21 protein-coding genes are annotated in these 16,943 nt (G+C 62.9%); 11 read left to right on the top strand and 10 right to left on the bottom strand.

Annotated features, from left to right (window positions below):
* On the bottom strand, positions 1-189 hold a 189-nt coding region (locus ACE3S9_RS04770), incomplete at its 3' end, for an SRPBCC domain-containing protein (protein ID WP_374545292.1).
* Positions 176-517 carry an ArsR/SmtB family transcription factor gene (locus tag ACE3S9_RS04765; RefSeq protein WP_374545291.1) on the bottom strand — a complete coding sequence of 114 codons (342 nt, stop codon included), beginning with the start codon at positions 515-517 and terminating at the stop codon, positions 176-178. The genes ACE3S9_RS04765 and ACE3S9_RS04770, both read right to left, overlap by 14 nt.
* A gap of 309 nt (positions 518-826) precedes the next feature.
* Between ACE3S9_RS04765 and ACE3S9_RS04760 the strand changes: the two genes are divergently transcribed.
* The 7 genes from ACE3S9_RS04760 (at position 827) to ACE3S9_RS04730 (ending at position 8,444) form a co-directional block, all read left to right on the top strand.
* Positions 827-1,372 carry a DUF2478 domain-containing protein gene (locus ACE3S9_RS04760; RefSeq protein ID WP_374545290.1) on the top strand — a complete coding sequence of 182 codons (546 nt, stop codon included), beginning with the start codon at positions 827-829 and terminating at the stop codon, positions 1,370-1,372.
* A 25-nt stretch (positions 1,373-1,397) separates the two neighbouring features.
* On the top strand, positions 1,398-2,432 hold the full coding sequence (locus ACE3S9_RS04755; RefSeq protein ID WP_374545289.1) for an ABC transporter substrate-binding protein: 1,035 nt from the start codon (positions 1,398-1,400) through the stop codon (positions 2,430-2,432).
* Complete coding sequence (locus ACE3S9_RS04750; RefSeq protein ID WP_374545288.1) at positions 2,410-3,456, top strand: FecCD family ABC transporter permease; 1,047 nt, start codon at positions 2,410-2,412, stop codon at positions 3,454-3,456. The genes ACE3S9_RS04755 and ACE3S9_RS04750 overlap by 23 nt, the downstream gene beginning before the upstream one ends.
* Complete coding sequence (locus ACE3S9_RS04745; RefSeq protein WP_374545287.1) at positions 3,453-4,244, top strand: ABC transporter ATP-binding protein; 792 nt, start codon at positions 3,453-3,455, stop codon at positions 4,242-4,244. Before ACE3S9_RS04750 ends, ACE3S9_RS04745 begins: the two co-directional genes overlap by 4 nt.
* Before the next feature lie 241 nt (positions 4,245-4,485).
* A complete protein-coding gene (locus ACE3S9_RS04740; RefSeq protein WP_374545286.1) occupies positions 4,486-6,819 on the top strand; it encodes a TonB-dependent receptor in 2,334 nt (777 codons plus the stop codon).
* A 2-nt stretch (positions 6,820-6,821) separates the two neighbouring features.
* A complete protein-coding gene (locus ACE3S9_RS04735; protein ID WP_374545285.1) occupies positions 6,822-7,274 on the top strand; it encodes a hypothetical protein in 453 nt (150 codons plus the stop codon).
* 369 nt (positions 7,275-7,643) lie between these two features.
* Entirely contained in the window at positions 7,644-8,444 is an 801-nt protein-coding gene (locus ACE3S9_RS04730) for a lytic transglycosylase domain-containing protein (RefSeq protein ID WP_374545284.1), read from the top strand.
* Positions 8,445-8,582: 138 nt separating this feature from the next.
* Here ACE3S9_RS04730 and ACE3S9_RS04725 read toward each other — a convergent pair whose 3' ends face one another.
* Positions 8,583-8,765, bottom strand: coding sequence for a hypothetical protein (locus ACE3S9_RS04725; RefSeq protein ID WP_374545283.1), 183 nt, complete (start codon positions 8,763-8,765; stop codon positions 8,583-8,585).
* Between the two features lie 212 nt (positions 8,766-8,977).
* Positions 8,978-9,229 carry a hypothetical protein gene (locus ACE3S9_RS04720; RefSeq protein WP_374545282.1) on the bottom strand — a complete coding sequence of 84 codons (252 nt, stop codon included), beginning with the start codon at positions 9,227-9,229 and terminating at the stop codon, positions 8,978-8,980.
* Positions 9,230-9,795: 566 nt separating this feature from the next.
* Between ACE3S9_RS04720 and ACE3S9_RS04715 the strand changes: the two genes are divergently transcribed.
* Positions 9,796-10,725: a TonB family protein gene (locus ACE3S9_RS04715; RefSeq protein ID WP_374545281.1), complete on the top strand. Its 930-nt coding sequence runs from the start codon at positions 9,796-9,798 to the stop codon at positions 10,723-10,725.
* A 374-nt stretch (positions 10,726-11,099) separates the two neighbouring features.
* Here the strand turns inward: ACE3S9_RS04715 and istB are convergent, their stop codons facing one another.
* The 3 genes from istB to ACE3S9_RS04700 form a co-directional block, all read right to left on the bottom strand.
* On the bottom strand, positions 11,100-11,828 hold the full coding sequence (gene istB, locus ACE3S9_RS04710; RefSeq protein WP_374545280.1) for an IS21-like element ISMsi1 family helper ATPase IstB: 729 nt from the start codon (positions 11,826-11,828) through the stop codon (positions 11,100-11,102).
* Positions 11,798-13,336, bottom strand: coding sequence for an IS21 family transposase (gene istA, locus ACE3S9_RS04705; protein ID WP_374545279.1), 1,539 nt, complete (start codon positions 13,334-13,336; stop codon positions 11,798-11,800). The genes istB and istA overlap by 31 nt, the downstream gene beginning before the upstream one ends.
* Positions 13,337-13,406: 70 nt before the next feature.
* Complete coding sequence (locus ACE3S9_RS04700) at positions 13,407-13,946, bottom strand: hypothetical protein (RefSeq protein ID WP_374545278.1); 540 nt, start codon at positions 13,944-13,946, stop codon at positions 13,407-13,409.
* A gap of 92 nt (positions 13,947-14,038) precedes the next feature.
* On the opposite strand from ACE3S9_RS04700, the gene ACE3S9_RS04695 reads away from it, so the two are divergent.
* The gene (locus tag ACE3S9_RS04695) at positions 14,039-14,557 is read left to right on the top strand and encodes a hypothetical protein (protein ID WP_374545277.1); all 519 of its coding nucleotides are present in this window, start codon (positions 14,039-14,041) and stop codon (positions 14,555-14,557) included.
* A 370-nt stretch (positions 14,558-14,927) separates the two neighbouring features.
* Here the strand turns inward: ACE3S9_RS04695 and ACE3S9_RS04690 are convergent, their stop codons facing one another.
* Both ACE3S9_RS04690 and ACE3S9_RS04685 read right to left on the bottom strand, forming a co-directional pair.
* Positions 14,928-15,341 (bottom strand): VanZ family protein, encoded by a 414-nt coding sequence (locus ACE3S9_RS04690; protein ID WP_374545276.1) that lies wholly within the window; start codon positions 15,339-15,341, stop codon positions 14,928-14,930.
* Positions 15,342-15,424: 83 nt separating this feature from the next.
* Entirely contained in the window at positions 15,425-15,718 is a 294-nt protein-coding gene (locus ACE3S9_RS04685) for a hypothetical protein (protein ID WP_374545275.1), read from the bottom strand.
* Positions 15,719-15,792: 74 nt separating this feature from the next.
* On the opposite strand from ACE3S9_RS04685, the gene ACE3S9_RS04680 reads away from it, so the two are divergent.
* Both ACE3S9_RS04680 and ACE3S9_RS04675 read left to right on the top strand, forming a co-directional pair.
* On the top strand, positions 15,793-16,200 hold the full coding sequence (locus tag ACE3S9_RS04680) for a hypothetical protein (RefSeq protein ID WP_374545274.1): 408 nt from the start codon (positions 15,793-15,795) through the stop codon (positions 16,198-16,200).
* Between the two features lie 11 nt (positions 16,201-16,211).
* Positions 16,212-16,469 (top strand): hypothetical protein, encoded by a 258-nt coding sequence (locus ACE3S9_RS04675; protein WP_374545273.1) that lies wholly within the window; start codon positions 16,212-16,214, stop codon positions 16,467-16,469.
* A 201-nt stretch (positions 16,470-16,670) separates the two neighbouring features.
* Here the strand turns inward: ACE3S9_RS04675 and ACE3S9_RS04670 are convergent.
* Positions 16,671-16,943: transposase (locus ACE3S9_RS04670; RefSeq protein WP_374545272.1), on the bottom strand; the 273-nt coding region annotated here is incomplete at its 5' end.

The raw sequence follows: 16,943 nt of genomic DNA, 5'->3' as shown, positions 1-16,943 counted from the left end.
CGGCGAACACATCACAATATTGAACGCGCCGCCGGGCGCGAGTTCGATCGCGGCCTTGACGACGCCATAGGGCCGCGGCGCGAACCATTGTCGCACCAGGTCCGGCTCGGTCCAGGCGCGCCAGAGCTGGGCCGGGCTGGCCTTGACCACCCGCTCGAGGACGAGATCGAGATCGTCATTCGTGTCCATGCTTGTTTTCCTTTGCAGCCAAGGTTTCGACGAAGGCGTCCAGCCGATCCAGCCGGGCTTCCCAGATCCGACGCTCGCGCTCGATCCAGCCTTGCGCCGCCGTGAGCGCGTCGGGACGCAATTCGCACATGCGCACGCGGCCGATCTTGCGGGAGACGACGATCTCGCACGATTCAAGCACGCGGATATGTTTCATGAAGCTGGGCAGCGCCATGTGGTGCTGCTGCGCGAGATCGCCAATGCTGGCGGGGCCGTTGGCGAGCTGCGCGATGACCGCACGGCGCGTGCCGTCGGACAGGGAATGAAAGACGCGATCAAGGTGAGCCATATGGCTAACTGATCGCAGACGCCGCTCCGTGTCAAGATAATAATCCATTCGGCTAACTATCGGCGAAACGGCGACACCCTTTTTATGTAACGCGAATATAGTGATTCCTGTTGTAATAGCCCGCGATGGCGCCTAATTTGCTTCCCGCCTGACGAGGGTGCGGGCCGCTTTCCGGGCGCGATCCCTTCCGTTAAAACAGCTTCAGCGGCGGCGCCGGCTTTGTCCGGTTTGTGCGATGCGCGCCAAAACCGTCGCGTCTCGGTCGTAAACGCCGCAAGATTAGCGTCGCAAGACGGGTGGAGATTGGCCATGAACGCGATCATCAACCGGCGCGTCGCCCGTGTGGGCGCGATCCTGAGCGACGCCGGCGCCGAAAAGCAGGCCTTGCTCAGCCAATTCGCGGCCTTGCGGCGCAGCGAGGGCTTTTGCGTCGGCGGCGTGGTCGAATTCGTCGATCCCGATTGCGCCACGCCCTGCGGCGGCCTCTATGCGCTCGATCTTTTCGACGGCGCCCGGATCAGGATCTCGCAGGACCTCGGGCCGGGCTCGACCGCCTGCAACCTCGACCCAGGCGGCGTCGCGCTGGCCTGCGCCGCCGCGCAGCGCGCCGTCGAGGCCGGCGCCGACGTCCTCATCCTGACCAAATTCGGCAAGCTGGAGGCGGACCATCAAGGCCTTGGCGACGCCTTCGCCGCCGCCATCGCCGCCGAAATTCCGGTCCTGACCACGCTCAAACCGGTGATGCGCGCGGAATGGCGCCTGTTCGCGGGCGAGCTGTCGGACGAATTGCCGCCGGACGCCGCCGCCATCGAAAGCTGGTGGCGCGGGCTTGCGCGCGGCAGCGTCGCGGCGTGAGGCCGCCCCGCCTGCGGAGATCGCCATGATCGCTCGCCTGTTCACCCTCGCATTCGCCGTCCTCATCGCGCTCTCGTCCATCCTCGCCACGCCCGCGCAGGCGCGCGAGATCACCGATATGGCGGGGCGGAAAGTCACTGTCCCCGACCGGATCACGCGGGTCCATTCGGCCTCCTATCCGCTGACCGTGCTGTTCTATGTGCTCGCGCCCGATCTGCTGGTCGCGGTCAATATGCCGCCCAATGAGAAGAAGATGGCCTTCCTGCCGCCGGAAATCGCCAAATTGCCGGCGCTTGGCGGGATGCCGGGCCACGGACCGGGCGCCAATCCCGAGGAGGTGCTGGCGCTCCATCCCGATCTCGTCGTCTCCTGGCTGGAGCCGATGGGCGAGAATGGCGAGACCGAACGGCTTTACGGCCGCACCGGCCTGCCGATCGTCTATGTTCGGCTGAATTCGATCAAGGATTATCCCGAGGCGCTGCGATTCCTCGGCGATTTGCTCGACCGGCGCCAACGCGCCGACCAGCTCGCCGAGGCCATAGCCGGAATGATCGCGCGGGTGGAAAAAGCGGTCGCCTCGCTGCCGGCCGACAAGAGGATTCGCTATTATTACGCGGAGGGTCCGGACGGCCTCGCGACCGAATGCGCCAATTCCTTCCATGTCGAGGCGATGCGGCTCGCCGGCGGCGAGAACATCGACCAGTGCGAGCAATCGAACCATGTCGGCATGGAGCGGGTCAGCCTTGAGCAGATCATCGCCGGCAAGCCGTCGCTGATCCTCGCGCTCGATCCGCGCTTCAAGGATATGGCTGCGAAAGCGCCGGAATGGCGCAATGTCGAGGCCGCCGCGCAGGGTCGCATCGTGACCGTTCCGCGCCTGCCGTTCAATTGGCTCGACCGCCCGCCGAGTTTCATGCGCGCGCTCGGCGCGCTCTGGCTGGCCAATCTGTTTTACCCAGAGCTCTTGCCGGTCGACATCAAGGCCGAGACGAAGACCTTCTACAAAACATTCTTCGGCGTCGATCTGAAGGACGAGGATGTCGACCATATCCTGCATTGACGCCGCGCCGGCGCGGCGTCCGTTCGCCGTCTTGCCGCTGCTGGGCGTCGCGCTGGTCGCGGCCGCGCTCGGCGCGATGACGCTCGGGCGCTATCCTCTGTCCCTGCCGGAAATGCTCGATTTTTTCGCCGCCCGCCTCGGGCTGGCGTCGCTGGCGCCAGAACGCGACGATCTGCTGCGCAATGTCATTCTGGAAATACGCGCGCCGCGCGTGCTGGCGGCGGCGAGCATTGGCGCGGCGCTGAGCGTCGCAGGCGCGGCCTTTCAATCGGTGTTCCGCAATCCGCTCGCCTCGCCGGGCCTGCTCGGCGCGCTCGGCGGCGCCTGTTTCGGCGCCGCTCTGGCGCTGCTGCTGGGTCTTAGCTGGCTGGCGACGCAGGGCCTGTCCTTCGCCTTCGGCCTCGCCGCCGTGGCGCTCGGCGTCGGCATCGCCAACGCCTTCGGCGCCGCCTCGACGATCACTCTGGTGCTGGGCGGCATGATTTCCGGCGCCTTTTTCACGGCGTTGCTGTCGGCGATCAAATATCTCGCCGATCCCTATGACCAATTACCCGCCATCGTCTATTGGCTGATGGGAAGCCTTGCGGGCGTGCGCCTGTCGCAGGCGCTGGTCTCGGCGCCGGCGATCCTGCTCGGCATCGCCGGCCTGCTGGCTCTGGCGCGGCCGATGGACGCGCTGGCGATGGGCGAGGACGAAGCGCGCTCGCTCGGCGTGCCGGTCGGCGTCGTCCGCTATGGCGCCATCGCCGCCGCGACCCTCATCACCGCCTTGTCGGTCTCGCTCGCGGGCATGATCGGCTGGATCGGCCTGTTCGCGCCGCATTTCGCGCGGCTGCTGGTCGGGCCGCGCAATGCGGTCTTGTTGCCGGCTTCGGCGCTGGTCGGCGCGATCTTCCTGATCGGCGCCGATTGCCTGGCGCGCTCGGTTGGCCGCGCCGAAATCCCGATCGGCATCGTCACCGAACTGCTCGGCATTCCCGCCTTCCTGCTGGTGCTGAGGCATAGCCGGAAGGGCTGGACGTGAATCGCCCCGGCCTCGTCGGGCTCGATCTGGCGTTCCAGCGCGGCGCGCGGGCCGTGCTCGACGGCGCCTCGCTGGCCATTGGCGGCGGCGAGGTGGTGGCCTTGCTGGGCGCCAATGGCTCCGGCAAGACGACCTTGTTGCGCCTGCTGATGGGCTTCCTGACTCCGGCGCGCGGCCGCATCTTTCTCGACGGCGACCCGCTCGCCATGCTGAGCCGGCGCGCCATCGCGCGGAAGATCGCTTATGTGGCGCAACTCCACGCTGCGCCTTTTCCCTATCTCGTCCGCGACGTCGTGGCGCTCGGCCGCCTGCCGCAAAGCGGCTGGTTCGGCGGCGCAAGCGTGCAGGATCGCGCGCGGGTGGACGACGTGCTCGATCGCCTGAACATCGCGCATCTGGCGGAGCGGCCCTATACCGAGATTTCCGGCGGCGAACGGCAGCTCGCGCTGATCGGGCGAGCCCTGGCGCAGGGCGTCGAAATGCTGATCATGGACGAGCCGATGACGGGGCTCGACTATGGCGCACAATTGCGCCTGATCGCGCTGCTGCGCGCGCTCGCCGCCGAGGGCAAGGGCGTCGTCATGAGCACGCATCATCCCGAACACGCCCATTGGGCCTGCGACCGCGTCGCTCTGCTCAAATCCGGGAGGATCGAGACGGAGGGACCTCCGGGCGATGTGCTGACGGCGGAGGCGATCCACACCCTTTATGGCGTGAGAGTCGCGACCCTTGAAACCCGGGAGGGGCGAAGGGCGTTCGCCCCGATCGATTTCGGCGGGCGAGGCTGAAGAAGAACGGCGGACCGCCGTAAATTGCGTCATCGAATCAGGGTTTTGCGTCGATATCGCGCAAACGGAATAGTGTCTGATTTCACGCAATTAATCTGCGTAATATCTATTCAATTTGATAAATACTTATCCTTGCAAAGCAGGAAATTTCATTATGTAAAATGAATATATGTTCATTTGCGCAATACAGCGACGGCTCCCCAGGCCCGGCGCGCCAATGCGCCGGCCCGAGGACAAAACCTTGCTTCAGACGCCCCCCGCCAAAATTCGCGCCGCGCTCCTGTCGGGCATATCGCTGATCGCCTGTCTCAACGCAGGACTCGCCGCGGCGCAGACCGCGCTGCCCGACATCAGCGTCACCGGGACTCGGGAGGCGGCGCCGGGGCAGGACGGAGAGACGGCCGCCGCTCCGACCCAGACGCCCATTGGCGCGCGGCGTGACGGCGCCGCCACGGTGTTTCAGGTCGACCAAGGCGGCATTGATCTGGCTTCCGGGGGCGGCGGCACGAACACGCTGCGGTCGGTCGCCAATCTGCCGGGCGTCGACGCGCCGGCCATCGATCCCTATAGCCTCGCCAATCTCCCCGGCGGCAACAAGGGCCTGCGCATTCGCGGGGCGGTATCCCAGCATGGCGACAGCCTCTCCACGGTGGACGGCATTCCCTTGTCCGGCATCAATCCGGGCGTCGGCAATACGTGGCTGATCAATAATGAGAATCTGTCGGGGGTGACGCTCTATCAGGGCCCGGTCCCGTCCAATATCAATTCCTATTTCACCTCGGTCGGCGTGATCGACAGCGCCGTGCTGTGGCCGAAAGACAAGATGGGCGCCGAGATCTCGCAGAGCTTCGGTTCTTACGGCTTCCTGCGCAGCTTCGGCCGGATCGACAGCGGCTATTTCCTCAATAATACGACGAAGTTCTTCGTCTCCGGCTCCTGGACCGACGCCGACAAATGGCGCGGCGCCGGCCAATCGCCCAACAATATGGGCAATTTCGCCGCCGGGATCGAATCCCATCCGACGGACTCGCTGGATATCAAGGCGTTCGTCGGGCACAGCAGTTTCGACGCCAATACCTATGCCGGCCTGACCTATAGCCAGGCCCGCAATCTCTCCGTCTATCGCACTTACGATTTCTCGCCGATCCTGAGGAATCCGGCGTCCAATCTGGTCAACTGGTACGGCTTCAACACCCAGACCTTCGACGTCTGGACCGCTTTCGCCGAAATCGCCTATCGCATCGACGGCGACACGGTCCTGACCCTGAAACCCTATTTTCTCAGCGAGAACGGCTATTACCTCGACGGCATGTCGAACGGCATGGTGCGCAAATGGCTGATCGACCATGATTATTACGGCGGCATCGCGGAACTGAAGACCCGCTACGCGGACACCAATTTCCTGGTCGGCTATTGGGGCGGCGTCGGCGAGCTGCCCGGGCCGCCGAACGCCTGGCAGATGTTCGCGCCCAATGCCGCCGGCGGGCTGACCTTCAAGAGCTGGGGCATCCTGTCCGACGCGACCACGCCGAACATCTATCAGTCCGCCTATGGCATCGCCGACCGGCGTTTCGGCAATCTGCACGCGCAGCTCGGATTGCGCTATCTATGGACGACGCTGCCGGGCATCAACGCCATGAACACGACCGGCGTCACCAGCACCGATTACGACACGGCGCTCGCGCAGTCGTCCGGCGTCATCTACAACCGCAGCGTCCAGTCGCGCACCATCGGCAATGCGCTGCCCTTCCTGGCGCTGGCCTATGACGTGACGCCGGACCTGCAATTGCGCGCGAGCCTCGGCCGCAATTCCGACGCGCCCGGCTATGATCTGTGGCCCGCCTATCAGCAGAATGCGGCGACCTTTCTCGCCAAGGGCCTGACCGCCGAACAGCTCTGGCGCAATATCCAGCCGGCCACCAGCAACGCGTTGGATGTCGGCTTCGGCTATAAATTCCTGACGCCCTTCGGCGCCGCGGCCTTCGAGCCGACCTTCTTCTACGCCCGCAATTTCAATCAGAACGTTTCCTATGATCCCGGCATCGGCGTGGCCTATAGCCAGAATGTCGGCGACAGCCGGACGCTCGGCGGGCAGGGCCTGATCCGGCTCGAAACGCGCCAGGACCTCTCGCTTTTTGCCGCGCTGAGCTATCAGAGCATGGTCTTCGTCTCCGACCTGCCGGTCTTGCCCGGCGTTTCGGCGGCGACCCTCGCCAACGCCCGGGTCAATGGCAAGCAGATGCCCGACGTGCCGCTCTGGGTCGCGACGCTTGGCGCGGAATGGCGCTGGAACAGGCTTTCGGTGACGCCGATCCTGCACCTTTCCAGCCAGGTCTATGGCGATGTGGCGCATCTCCAGCCCATTCCCGGCTATGGGACGGTCGATCTGCGCATCGCCTGGCGCCAGCCGCTGCCGATCGGCGAAGTCGAGGCCAGCCTCACCGCGACCAATCTGTTCAACCAGGCCTATATTGGCCAGATCTCCAGCGGCTATTACCAGTCGACCTCGTCTTCGGGCATTTATTATCCGGGCGCGCCGCGCGCGGTCGTCGCCAAGCTCGATTGGAAGATGTGACGATGCGGCGCATCTGGATCATCGCGCTGGTCGCGCTCGCCGGCGCGGCCGCCGCCCAGCAGCCGGAACCGGACGCCCGTGCGCCGGCCGTCCGCACGCCCGCGCAAAAGGCCTTTGTGATGGAGCAGATGCGACAGTTCGTCATGTCGATCCAGCAGATCAGCGAGGGCCTTTCCGCCGACGACAAAGCCAAAGTCGCGGCGGCGGCCCGGCCGCGCGGCCTGATCGCGGTGCGCGCCCTGCCCAACAAGCCGGCGGGTCTGGCGGACGCCGAAACACCGGAGTGGAAGACCCTTGGCATGGCGACGCGGCAGGGCTTCGACGCCATCGCCGAGGCCGCCGACAAGAACGTCTCGACCGAAGAGATACTCGCGCTGCTCGCCTCGACCACGAAAAATTGCGTCGCCTGCCATCAAACTTTCCGGCTGGTCGAAGGCGATCCCGCCGCGCATTGAAACCGACGCGGCGACCCAGCGCGGACAATCGTTCCATTGTGAAGATCGGGCGAACGGCGGATTCTTTTTCGAATCGAAAACGCTGGTCGGCGGCAAGCGCTTGCAGAAGCATGAGCGCTTGCCGCTCTATTAAAAAGGCGCGCTATTTCTTAAGCAAAATGAAGTTTCATGTTTTCCGTTGACGCTCAATGGTTGGGCAATGTGATGGCTCCGTTCCACGGCGTGGCGCGCACCTTATTGACAGGACTCGTGATCAGCCTCGCGTTTGCGGAGCAAACCGGCGCAATCGCGTCGGATTCGGGTCTCGGAGGGACCTCCGCCATTCATGACGCGACGCCTGCGACGGGCGGCCTCGCTCAAAGGGCCGTCATGATCAAAAAGGCCTGCAACGAAATCGTTCTCACGGCCAAAACCTATCGGCTCCCCAGCCAATTTCTGCTGCGGCTGATCTGGCGGGAAAGCCGCTTCGATCCGCAAGCTGTCAGTCCCGCGGGCGCGCAGGGCATCGCGCAATTCATGCCCGCGACAGCACAATGGCGCGGGCTGGAAGACCCTTTCGATTGGTCTCTGTCGATTCAGCATTCCGGGCGTTGGCTAAGCGAACTGCGACAGCAATTCGGGAACCTTGGTCTCGCCGCCGCGGCCTATAATGCCGGCCCCGGCCGCGTGCGCGACTGGCTCGCCGGAACACGCGAATTGCCGGATGAGACCAGAGCCTATGTCCATAACGTCACCGGCCGCACAGCCGATGATTGGATCGCATTGAAGGATTCGGACAAGATCGTCGATGTCGATGCGGAATGCCCGCCGCCGGGGAGCCGCTCGGTGACGGCGTTGCGCGCGGCGCCTCGGCAACAGGGGGCGCCGACTGAGGCCAACGCCAAATCGACGGAGCCTCCGACCTCAAAATCGCGTCCGGGGCCTTGGGCGCTGCAATTGATCGGCGACCGTTCAAAATCGAGCGCTGTGGCGCAATACGCCAACCTTCGCCAGAAATTTCCGACAATATTGGGACCGCGTGCCCCGGAGATTGTTTCGCGACGCATCGGCGGCCGTTTGCCCACCTTTTGGTATCAGATCCGCGTGTCGGAGGCCTCACGCCAACGCGCGACAACGCTCTGCACCCGGCTAAAATCGGCCGGCGGCGAATGTGTCGTGATCCCAAATTAGGGCCCGGGCTCCATGAGACGCTGGCGTCCGCGGGGCGCCGATTCAAGCCGCTGGCCGCATGTCGTCCGCCATTCGACGCATCTCGCCGCCGGATCAACCTCCAGGCCGCCCGGCGGCGTTATGAACCCGGCGCGCGGATCAGCCTTGGTGAGGGCCCAGCATCTGCTTGATCGCGGCCTCGACATGGCGCCAGGTCTTCGCGTCCTCGCTCTTGCCGGATTCCTCGCAGGAGCGCGCCTTCTGAGCCGCCTCCGCCGCCGCCTTGGCCCCGCGGGCATTGTAGAGGCGGCGCGCATAGTCGTGGATCTCGGTTTCCTGCATGGTCGTTCCCACTCCATGTTTCGGCGTCCGATCAGGGACGGCGGCCCCAGCCTGTCCGCAAGAACGATTGGCCGCCTTGAAGGTTCAGTCACAACTTCGAGGGCGACGAGGAGAGCAGGGCGGAAATCTGTCCTCTTTTCCGCGCGGCATCGCTTTGAAAACCTTCCGGCGACCTCGTGTCGCGGGGTCGCCGGCGTGGCTTTCCTGTCAGCTTAGCGGCACACGAGGCGGCCCCAACGGTCGCGCCAGCAGTGCCTACGGGGTCCCCATCCGCCGCCCTGGCGACACACGACGCGGCCCCAGCGATCGCGCCAGCAGTGGCGTCCCCATTGCACATTGGTGATTTCCGGCCCGCTCCCGACGATCAGGCTCTCCGACAGCGGAGAAATCGGCGCAGCGGAGGCGGAGGTCGCGCCACCGATCAGGAGGCCGGCGAAAGCGGCGAATAGGACGAGCTTCGACATGGCGTCTGGCCTTTCATGTGATGAGGGGTTTGAAGGTAGCGGGATGGGCCTGAAAAGGTTCCCGCTCCGGGCAAATTAAGGGTGAGCGGGCTCAGAGAATAAGGAGAGACCGCACGGGAGGCCCCCACACGCCATCAATTAATGACCGCCGCATCTAACAGGGCGATGAATGCTGGCGAACGCACGGCGCGGGCGATGTCCGGGACTGCCGTTGTCGGGCCGCCAATGTGGTCGATGGCCCGATAGGAGAAGAATATTGGCCAAGCTTTGCGGCGGTCGCGTCATCCGCGTCGTTGAGTTTTTGACGGCCGGCGATCTCCGGACGTGGTAGGCGCCATCAGATCGACACAAGCGTCAGCTATCAAGATCGCAGTTCCAAGGCGAACTCGGATGTACAGTCGCTGAGGATAGGACCCCGCACGGTGAAAACCGGATGCGGGGTTTTTTGTGTCCGGCCAGCGCCGGAGGCGGGATTGCCGCCGCGATCTCACTGCCGGCTTGGAAAACGTATTCTCGGTCGCGAACGCCAGACCAGTGACTGTCTGCTATAAGGTCAAGGTCGAAGATTGCTTTCGGCTGTTCATTGCGCACAAGGGTTCATGTTAGCCGCACCACCCGAAGAACGCCTGCTTGACGGACTGAAGCCCGCTCCGGCGACGGCCACGCGCCGCTTTGCCTTGATCGTACTTGGTTGCCTTCTTGCGCATCTGATCGTGATTGCGCTTTTCGTGCGCTTCGAGAGGCCGGCCAATCCGGCGCCGGGGGAACAGGAGATTCCTGTCGAAGTCATTGTCGAACCACCGCCTCCCAAGGAATCGGCTCCGGCGCCCAATAAGGAGCAGCCGACCAATCAAGCTGCGCTGGACGAGAAAGAGGCCACGGACGCGCCGCGCGCCAGCGACAAAAAGGAAAAGGACGCTCTCGGAGCGGCGCAGCAGTCCGCGAAGGAAAAGGCGGAGCCCAAACCCGCCGAAGCCGCGCGGAATCCCGACAAGGCGGATCCAGCCAAGAATGCCAAGGAATCGGCGCGACAACCAACAAACGATCGAACCGAAGGGGAGCCTCTCAAGGCCCCCGAAGGGCCTCGCCCCGATGCGCAGGAACAGACGAGAGCGGAAAAAACGGCGCCCCAGCCGGAAGAGCCAGTTGCGGCGCCCCGGCCTCCAACCTCCGCCGCCGCGCCCGACGACCCTGTGGTCGCCGCCCTTGGCTACTCTCCTGTTGGAGGCGGAAATGCGAAGACGACCTATCTTTCGACGGTGTACGGACTTGTAGCCACCCACATGGATTTGAAGAAGGTCGCGGCGGGGCGGCCACGTAACCCGGGCGAAATCGTCTTCGCCATCGACTTCGGCGGCGCTCTTGTCGGCGCCAAAATCCTCAAGTCAACCGGGCTGCGTGATGTGGACGCCGCCGCTCTGGCCGCCCTTCGCGCGGCCTCGCCCTATCCATTGCCGCCGACGGGAAGCGGTATCACACTAAGCCTCAAATTTTAGGGCATTGAGGAGCCCGCCTGTTCTTGCCGCGCTGGCGGCGCTGGCTCAGGCCGGTGAACCGCTGTGTTGCGCCTTTCACGCCATTCTCGGAATACAAGACGGGGCCAGGCGGCAAGAGGTCGCCCGTCTGGTTCGTCCTAAGCGAGGGGCGGCCGTCAGACCGTTCCGCAAGGTCGGCGTCAGCGTCGAGCCACATATTCGCTTCGCTGGCCTATCCCTGTCAATTCGCTTTGAAAGCTGTCCCCCCCTTTCGCTTTGAATGTTAGCCCCCTCTTTTAAGAGCGCGGAGGTGCGGGAACAGCCGCGGCGTCGCTGGTCGGTGTTGCGGAGCCGCGGCTGTTTTGCTGACGATGGGGCGCTGTGTTGGTTGATGGTCAGGAGCGGTTCTTGAAGCGCCAGCTCTCGTTTCCGGTCTCGACGATATCGCAGTGATGCGTGAGCCGATCGAGCATGGCGGTAGTCATTTTGGCGTCGCCGAAGACCTGCGGCCAATCGGCGAAGGCGAGATTGGTCGTGATAATGATCGAGGTATTTTCGTAAAGCTTGCTGATCAGATGGAACAACAGCTGCGCGCCGGCATGGCTGAACGGCAAATAGCCGAGTTCGTCGATGACGATCAGATCCTGGCGCAGCAGGGCCTCGACCATCCTGCCGCTTTTCCCGGCGGCTTTTTCCTGTTCGAGCTGATTGACGAGATCGACAAGATTGAAGAAGCGGCCTCGCGCGCGAGCGCGAATGACGGCGGCGGCGATGGCGATCGCAAGATGGGTTTTGCCCGTGCCCGTGCCGCCGATCAGGATGAGATTGCGCTTGGCGTCGATAGAGCCTCCGGTCGCGAGTTCGCGGATCAGGCCTTCGTCGACCGGCGTGTCCTTGAAGACGAAGGCGTCGAGATCCTTCAGCACGGGGAACCTGGCGCCGCTGATGCGGTAGTTGATCGAGCGGGACTGGCGATGCGCCAGTTCGGCGCGGATGAGGCTGCCGAGCAGCGGGTAGAGTTCTTCGCGCCGCGCCAGTCCCTTGCCGGCGATCTCGTCGAAACTGGCGCGCATTCCGTAAAGCTTCAATCCGGTCATGGCGTCGATGATCTGATGGCGTTCCATGGCGCGTCCTCCCTTCTTTTGCACAGGTTGTCGTAGCGAGCGCAGTCGGCGACCGGCTCGGTCTTGAGCTTGAGCGCTTCGGGCGTTGCGATGCTCGGCGGCGCCGGCGGTTGCCGTTTGCGGGCGAGGATTGCGAGGACGACGTCGCCATTGGCGGCGCCGGCCTCCAAGGCTTCCGCGCAAGCTTCAGCCACGGCGGCGACGCCGTCTTCCGGCACGCGGCCGAGAATCGTCACGAACTGGCGATCGCCATCAACGTGGCGTCGAAGCCGGTCCCGGATCGCCGACAACGGCGGTGGCAAATCCCAGTCCTTGAACGGCGCGCCGTTCCTGAGAGCGCCAGGTTTGCGCATCAGCACGGGCAGGTAATGCCAGGGGTCGTAGACGACCTGATCGCGTTTGAAGCTGCGTGGATGATCCGCGACGATCTCCTCGCCGAGGAGAGCCACAATGCGGTCGGCGTAGACGCGCACCAGCACGGCGCGCCCCGCCGCCCTGGCGTCGACGCTGTATTTGTTCCGATCATGGGCTATCAGGCATGTCGTCGTCGCGCGCGTCGGCTTCTCAATGAACCCGGCGAAAGGACCGAGGAAGGGCATGAGACGCGGCCGCTCTTCCTCGAACACTTCGAAAATCGTCCGGTCCCTGAACTCGGGATGCTTGATCCGCTTGGCGTAGGCGACGCATTGCTCGGCCAGCCAAGCGTTCAACTCCTCAAGCGACTTCACCTTCGGCTTCGGGCGGAACAACACGTCACGCATTGTGCCGACCTGGTTCTCGACCTGACCCTTCTCCCAGCCGGCGGCCGGCGTGCAGGCGACGGGTTCGACGAGGTGATGCGAGCAAAGCTGGAGGAAGCGCCGGTTATAGGCCCGGGCGCGGCCGACGAAGACGGCCTCCACGGCAGTGCGCATATTGTCGTAAATGCCGCGCCGACAGACGCCGCCATAAAAAGCGAAGGCGCGATCGTGCGCGTCAAACACCATCTCCTGCGTCTCACGGAAATAGGCGCGCACAAACGGCATGCGGCTGTAGGCGAGCCGCACCTGCGCCAGCTTTACCGTCAGCGGCAATCCGTGAAGCTCGATCGCCTCATGGCTCCAATCAAATTGATAGGCTTCGCCCGGATCGAAGCGCAAAGGAACGAAAGCCTGCGCCGGCGCTCGGGCGCGTTCGGCGCGCCAACTCTTGACGAACCGATGGACGCTATCGTGCGCTCCGTCATAGCCTCGGCCGCGTAGTTCCTCGAATAAGCGGATAGTCGAGCGCCGCTCGCGTCGCGGAACTCTGGCCTCCGCCTCAAGGATCGCCGTCAGCGTCTCCACCCAGTCGCCAAGCTTGCGCTGCGGCTGGACCGTGCCCTTGTAAGCGAACTCCGTCGCGCCAGAGCGCAAAACCTTGCGGACTGCGTCGCGCGCAATCCCAAGCTCTCGCGCGATCCGCTTGATCCCTTTGCCATTCTGGAAATGCTCGAACCGGATCCGCGCGATCGTCTCCACGCCAATCATCCCCAGACCCCTCCGCAAAGGCGGAAGAATCGCTGAAAGCCGTAACGGGGGGACAATCTTCAACGCGAAATCAGCCCCTCAGGGGGCCAACATTCCACGCGATCTCACGCCGATCGACGAGATCGCCGGCCATAAGCGCGCTCTGGAAGAGATCGGCCGCCAGGCCTTCGAGGATTTCGAGCACGATCTCGAAAACGCGCGTGCAAGGGAGAAAAAAGGAGGTCCTCCGATTGAGGGAGAAACCCTGCGCAACATGGGCGACCGACAGATATGGCGCCTCCGCCAGGTCGGCGAGGACTATCTCGACAAGCTCCGCGGTCTCGGCGAATGGCGCCAGACGCTCCTCGACGCCGCGCCCGGGAATTTCTCGTGGCGCTTCGATTATCGGATTCTTCCCGGGGTCGTTGATGACGACCCAGTTGGGGCGATACATCGGAAGCGCTGATCGTTCGCTACACAGCAGAAATTCAACTGCGTACATATGCCAACAGTTGGAGCCGATGGCAAAGAGCGCGATGCGAAGTTCTGGACTTCGATGACCTTCACGCCGAACTCGCCGAGATCGATGAAAACCTGATCCGTTGCAATCTGACTCCCGCGCAGGAAGCATCCGCTATTTTCCGGCGCAAATTCATTTACGAGCAATTGCATCCGGAGACGAGGCACGGCGGGGATCGAGGAGCAAGTCGCCAAAATGGCGATTTGGATGCCGCCCGCTTCACGGCGGCTACGTCTGAGGCGACAGGAAAATCCGAGCGCAACATTCAGCGCGCCGCCGCGCGCGGTGAGGCTCTCGGTTCTGACCTGAAACAGATTGAAGGCACGTCGCTCGACAAGTCCGGAGTTCGATTAAGACGCAAGCTTCGTTTGCATGAATTTGTCGAGCTGGTCAGCCTTGTGGATCATGCCCTCGGTGATCTCGTCCTCGCTGAGGGTGCCGGTGTACATGATCAGGCGCCGAACGATTTCCTGGACGTCGCCGACCTCGCGAGCGAGCCGCTGCGCGTTGTTAAGCTCTTGGCCGGGCTGGACGTCCTTCAGGCCAAACCGGAGCGATTTGCTGACACGCACCGCGACCTCGCAGCACTCCTCGGCCAAGATCGTGAGGAGTTCGCGCGCATATTTTTCGGAAGGCTGACTGGGGGAAATGTGATTCTCAGGCACTTGATCGCCTTTCTTCATAACTCGTATACCCAATGTCGATTTTTCTATCACATTTAAGACAAATTTAGCAATTTCTAGGTTGCAAACATCGTTAATCGCCTCAAGGGATTGGATGCGAATTTGAATTTTATAAGCTTCTTCGGTGTCTTATATTTTTAGTAATTCTAAATATTTACCAATTTGTTTGCAATTTGCACGACCTATTCAACCTTTGCTTGCGATGCCGAGTGTTGAATTTGTCGACGGCCGCCAATGAGAGATTAATATTGATGCCCAACATGGTGAATGCAGAAAAAATCCCCCGAATGCGCACAATGCAAGCGACAATTTGTCGTTCGCAGAAAATACCGCCGGCACCACGGGGAAGGACCGTCGCACGGTGGAGCGCGCCGCCGCTCGAGGTGAGGCCCTAGGCGCCGCGAGCGGATCAACCGGACAAACGTCGTTCACCTGCCTGACTGACGATGGTGCGAGCAAGCCAGCCCAAGATCGTTCCGATACTCGCGCCGAAGGAGCTTGCAGCCCAGTCGATGACTTGACCGTTTCGTCCGGGGATGACGAGTTGACAAACTTCAAGCCCCCCGCTGACGGCCGAGAGGAAGGCGAGCCATGCCAAACGCTCCTGCAGGCGCGAGGAACTCCAACTATATGCGGTAGCCGTCATCAAATAGGCTATGGTGTGCTCCATCTGGCCGGATAAGCCGGTGTGGGGGCGTTCGGGGCCCGGAACAAGGGAGACGATGAGAATTAGGCCAAGCCCGATCCAGCCAGCGACGCGCATCCATTGTTCAACCGAAGTCGCGGTTTTAGGAAAACGCATCACTTTGCGAGCCTGTCTCATTGCAAGTGGTCCTCTATCACGGCTGCCTCAACCTCACGCTCGCCCCGCCGCCATTCTCCGAGATGAACTCGACGCCGCTGTGATCATTCGTCATTCGACGCGTTCAGGTCGTCGAGTGCGATCGTTTCGGCGGACATTCCGGCGCGGAGGCGAACGCCGGGGCCGCCCTCGCGGGTCGATCCCGCATCCATGAAAACGACGCCGCCAGCTTCAAGCGCCGCTTTGATCTTCCCGATTGTTTCGAGCGACGGCGTCGGGACTCCAGCCCCCTCTGCCCTCTTGATCGTCATGGTTGACGAGCCGCACCGCTCCGCGAGTTGAGGCTGCGAAATTCCGATGAGAGCCCTTGCGGCACGCAATTGCGCGGCGGTCGCCATTTTCCCTCTTATTCTAATTAGAACATTGCGCTATGTTCTAAAAGTATCACAAATCGCTCTGAGGGAGCAACCCCGTGTCGAAAACCACCGTTTCGGCAAGCGCTACCGGCTTGCCTTCTCGCCGCCTGTTCCTGGCCTCCGGGCCGGCTGCTGCGGTTCTGATATCCCTGCGTAAGGCTGCGGCCGAGGAATCCCCGCTCTCCGCGCTGATCGAGCGTCACCGCGTCGCCTATGCGGAATTCAATGACGCCTGCGGCTTCGCGGATTTCATCGAGGAAGGCGACCCGGCCTTTGCCGCCGCCGCGGGGAAATACGAGCGGCTCAACAAGGTGGAAGACGCCCTGATGGACGAGCTTCTGGCCTTCCCCGTCAAGACTCTGGAGGATGGTCGCACCAAGGCCGCCTATCTCGCCCAGCATTTCGAACGCGGCGATCCGCAGCACTATCAGTTCGACGCGTTCATGCGCTCGTTCCTGGTCTGACGGAGGCGATGATGACCCGCATTCCTGAGGCCTTCCGGGCCACGTTTACCGAGCTCAGCAATAAACTCACCGAAGTGGAAAACATGGCCCACGTCGTCGAAACCTTGATGAACGGCGACATTTCGAGGGCGGCTAAGGACGACTACGTCATCGTGCGCGAGAGAGAAGCGATAGCGATCTACTGGATGGCGACAACTCTATGTACAGAAATCCGTGAAACTGTCGAATTTTTTGAGGGAATTTGGGAGAACGACAATGACAACGGCTGATGAAAATATCGACCGCTACAGCTTGCAAGCTGCTCCATTGGCCTGCAAGGGCGGATTGCCTTCAGGACATGGAGCATCATTTGGGAATGGCCGCTGACGTTGCCCCCTGAGGCTTATCCGTTTTGAAGTAAGCTCTGGCCCGAGCTGAGCCTGCCCCCGACGTTGGACCGGCTTGCTGGCCGATTCCAGGGGATGTTCGGGTCACCGCGGGCTGCTGTCCGGTGGCCGAATGAGGAGCGATATCGGCGGCTTGTTGCCGATGGCGCTATGCGATCGTAGCTCGTTATAGTCTCTACGCCAAGCCTCCACTTTTTCGCGCGCGTCGGCAAGGCTCATGAACCAATGCGCGTTCAAACACTCCGCCCGGAACTTGCCGTTGAACGACTCGATGAAGGCGTTGTCAGTCGGCTTGCCTGGCCGCGAGAAGTCGAGGACGACACCGCGCTGATAGGCCCAGAGATCGAGATCACGCGA

It is taken from the genome of Rhodoblastus sp. (assembly GCF_041915505.1).
GTDB lineage: Bacteria > Pseudomonadota > Alphaproteobacteria > Rhizobiales > Beijerinckiaceae > Rhodoblastus.
This window is presented reverse-complemented; position numbering and strand designations above follow the sequence as displayed.

What these genes read in the sequence shown, in the direction of transcription:
- istA (WP_374545279.1), bottom strand. Translation starts at nt 13,336, where the DNA reads ATGATTGGCGTGGAGACGATCGCGCGGATCCGGTTCGAGCATTTCCAG.
- ACE3S9_RS04685 (WP_374545275.1), bottom strand. Translation starts at nt 15,718, where the DNA reads ATGGCGACCGCCGCGCAATTGCGTGCCGCAAGGGCTCTCATCGGAATT.
- ACE3S9_RS04760 (WP_374545290.1), top strand. Translation starts at nt 827, where the DNA reads ATGAACGCGATCATCAACCGGCGCGTCGCCCGTGTGGGCGCGATCCTG.
- ACE3S9_RS04765 (WP_374545291.1), bottom strand. Translation starts at nt 517, where the DNA reads ATGGCTCACCTTGATCGCGTCTTTCATTCCCTGTCCGACGGCACGCGC.
- ACE3S9_RS04690 (WP_374545276.1), bottom strand. Translation starts at nt 15,341, where the DNA reads ATGAGACAGGCTCGCAAAGTGATGCGTTTTCCTAAAACCGCGACTTCG.
- ACE3S9_RS04735 (WP_374545285.1), top strand. Translation starts at nt 6,822, where the DNA reads ATGCGGCGCATCTGGATCATCGCGCTGGTCGCGCTCGCCGGCGCGGCC.
- istB (WP_374545280.1), bottom strand. Translation starts at nt 11,828, where the DNA reads ATGGAACGCCATCAGATCATCGACGCCATGACCGGATTGAAGCTTTAC.
- ACE3S9_RS04700 (WP_374545278.1), bottom strand. Translation starts at nt 13,946, where the DNA reads ATGCTTCCTGCGCGGGAGTCAGATTGCAACGGATCAGGTTTTCATCGA.
- ACE3S9_RS04675 (WP_374545273.1), top strand. Translation starts at nt 16,212, where the DNA reads ATGACCCGCATTCCTGAGGCCTTCCGGGCCACGTTTACCGAGCTCAGC.
- ACE3S9_RS04720 (WP_374545282.1), bottom strand. Translation starts at nt 9,229, where the DNA reads ATGTCGAAGCTCGTCCTATTCGCCGCTTTCGCCGGCCTCCTGATCGGT.
- ACE3S9_RS04725 (WP_374545283.1), bottom strand. Translation starts at nt 8,765, where the DNA reads ATGCAGGAAACCGAGATCCACGACTATGCGCGCCGCCTCTACAATGCC.
- ACE3S9_RS04730 (WP_374545284.1), top strand. Translation starts at nt 7,644, where the DNA reads ATGATCAAAAAGGCCTGCAACGAAATCGTTCTCACGGCCAAAACCTAT.
- ACE3S9_RS04755 (WP_374545289.1), top strand. Translation starts at nt 1,398, where the DNA reads ATGATCGCTCGCCTGTTCACCCTCGCATTCGCCGTCCTCATCGCGCTC.
- ACE3S9_RS04750 (WP_374545288.1), top strand. Translation starts at nt 2,410, where the DNA reads ATGTCGACCATATCCTGCATTGACGCCGCGCCGGCGCGGCGTCCGTTC.